This window comes from Bacteroidota bacterium (genome assembly GCA_034723125.1).
Classification (GTDB): Bacteria; Bacteroidota; Bacteroidia; order CAILMK01; family JAAYUY01; genus JAYEOP01.
Window position 1 is genome coordinate 7,205 of sequence record JAYEOP010000112.1, and the last position, 2,037, is coordinate 9,241.

The 2,037-nt window shown below is 31.5% G+C and carries 4 protein-coding genes; all 4 read right to left on the reverse strand.

The features are described from left to right. Positions 1-58: 58 nt before the first annotated feature. The gene (locus tag U9R42_03385) at positions 59-349 is read right to left on the reverse strand and encodes an iron-sulfur cluster assembly protein (protein MEA3495059.1); all 291 of its coding nucleotides are present in this window, start codon (positions 347-349) and stop codon (positions 59-61) included. A 57-nt stretch (positions 350-406) separates the two neighbouring features. Then, a complete protein-coding gene (locus U9R42_03390; protein MEA3495060.1) occupies positions 407-745 on the reverse strand; it encodes a NifB/NifX family molybdenum-iron cluster-binding protein in 339 nt (112 codons plus the stop codon). A gap of 36 nt (positions 746-781) precedes the next feature. After that, the gene (locus U9R42_03395; GenBank protein ID MEA3495061.1) at positions 782-943 is read right to left on the reverse strand and encodes a hypothetical protein; all 162 of its coding nucleotides are present in this window, start codon (positions 941-943) and stop codon (positions 782-784) included. A 102-nt stretch (positions 944-1,045) separates the two neighbouring features. Further along, positions 1,046-1,987, reverse strand: coding sequence for a radical SAM protein (locus U9R42_03400; protein ID MEA3495062.1), 942 nt, complete (start codon positions 1,985-1,987; stop codon positions 1,046-1,048). Positions 1,988-2,037 lie beyond the last annotated feature (50 nt).

Below are 2,037 nucleotides of genomic sequence, written 5' to 3' on the forward strand. Positions count from 1 at the left end.
GTTTTTAACTCATAAGTACTTTAGGCACTTTAAGTACTCTAAGTACTTCTTTAATGATTTACCCTCTCCACGCTTCTGTTTCCATTCGCATAAATGTAGCCTTTTCTTCCTCTGTCATTACTACTATTTCATGTTCTAACTCATAACCAGAGGCTCTAAGTGGCATTGCAATAGAATTAATTAAAGCATCAGCAATCGGTATATTTGGAAAAGGAAAAACAAAAATTAGTTTTACAATATTATCTTTTACTTCAATATTTTTTATCATTCCTAAATCAACTAAGGAATAATCAATTGCAGGATGTTTTACATTTGATATTATTTCTAATACTTCTTCTTTTGTTTTCATATTTTTTTATTTTTTCATTTCGGTTAAATTAAGGTGTAAAGTTACAATTCTTTTGAATTAAAACTTTTTTAGCTCATCCTTTTTATAAGCATCAAAAGCTTCTTTTACCGTCATGTTGCCTGCTCCGATAAAGATTTTCATTCCTATACTTTCAAGTACTGTTGAAGCATTTCCACCAGGTCCGTTTCCGGTAATTAACACATCTGGTTTGAGTTTAAACAAGTTTTGGGCTGTTTTTGGTCCTGCACCATGTGCTTCACCTTCTATTTCCCTGTTGTCAAAATCTTTAAATTCATCCTTTTCTTCATCATAAATTAAAATAAATTCTGTTCTTCCAAATCGAGGGTCCATCTTTGAATCCCATTTTGTTCCTTTGGATGTAAATGCAATTTTCATAATTTTTTCTATTTTGTTTAAGGGGACTTCTAATAATTACTTTCTTTCAAGAAACGAAGATAATGAATTATATGCGAGCCACAAATATTTTTTAATAGCCATAGCTATTGGAAAATATTTTGGCGAAGTCAGATTGTTTATTATCTTCGTTCCCAAAGGGCTGTCATTCCGAAATTTCGGAATTATATACTTCTTCATATTTTCTTGCATTATCCCGATAGTGCTACAAAAATCTGAATCGTCTATAAAAAATCCTGACAATCTTGATGCGAAGTAATTATTAGAAGTCCCCTTGATAAATTAATTTGTCTTTTTTGTTTGATAAAATACTCCTCGTTCCTGTCTTATCATTTCAATTTTCTTTTCTGCATCCAAAACATCAAGGTATTTGTTTAGCTCGTTTCTATGCATTCCCAAAATCTCAGTAAGGTCATCAAGGGTACAAGGTCTTCTAAAAATTGTTTCTAAAATAGCCGATTCAGTATCAGAACGATATGATTTAATATCTTTTCTTTCAGGAGCAGAAGCAATGATTTCAACATTATCTAAATTCCAAAAGTTTGCAATTTCTTGCAATTCTTGTCTGCTTATTGTCCTTAAACTGTCAATTACTCCGGGTCTGTCAAGAGAATTTAATTGAATGCTTTCAGGCTTGATTTTTAAAAAGGCTTCTTTAAGTAATTTTAAATTTTCTTTATCATCATTATAATCAGGAATTATAAGAACTTCTAGCCATATTTTTCCATTGTATTCCTTTCTAAATTCTACTAAACCCTTAATATATTCAGTTAAATCTAATGAATGAAATGGTCTGTTAATTTTAAGATATGCCTTTTTTGATGCTGCATCTAAAGATGGAAGTACGACATCGGTTTTTAAAATCTCTGCTCTAACTTTTTTGTCATTAAGTAAAGTGCCATTTGTTAGTAAAGCAAGCGAAATTTTAGGATAATTTTGTTTGATAAATTCAACAATATCTCCAATTCGTGAATTAAGAGTAGGCTCACCCGAACCCGAAAAAGTAATGTAATCGGGTGCAGGATTGTTGTTCATGAAATGTTCCAGCTCCTCAATTACCTTTTTGTAAGGAACATATTCCTTCCTTTCAGTTGTTAAATCTGTAGTTTTTCCACATTCGCAATAAACACAATTTAGAGTGCACACCTTATGTGGAACAAGGTCAATACCGAGCGACATTCCCAGTCGTCTTGATGGTACAGGTCCGAATAAATATTTGTACATAATTCTTTTTTAGTTTTTAATTTTTAGTTCTCAGTCCACAGTCTTCAGTC

Excerpts from the sequence above, each read along its gene's own strand:
- U9R42_03385 (MEA3495059.1), bottom strand. The coding sequence starts at position 349 with ATGAAAACAAAAGAAGAAGTATTAGAAATAATATCAAATGTAAAACAT.
- U9R42_03390 (MEA3495060.1), bottom strand. The coding sequence starts at position 745 with ATGAAAATTGCATTTACATCCAAAGGAACAAAATGGGATTCAAAGATG.
- U9R42_03395 (MEA3495061.1), bottom strand. The coding sequence starts at position 943 with ATGAAGAAGTATATAATTCCGAAATTTCGGAATGACAGCCCTTTGGGA.
- U9R42_03400 (MEA3495062.1), bottom strand. The coding sequence starts at position 1,987 with ATGTACAAATATTTATTCGGACCTGTACCATCAAGACGACTGGGAATG.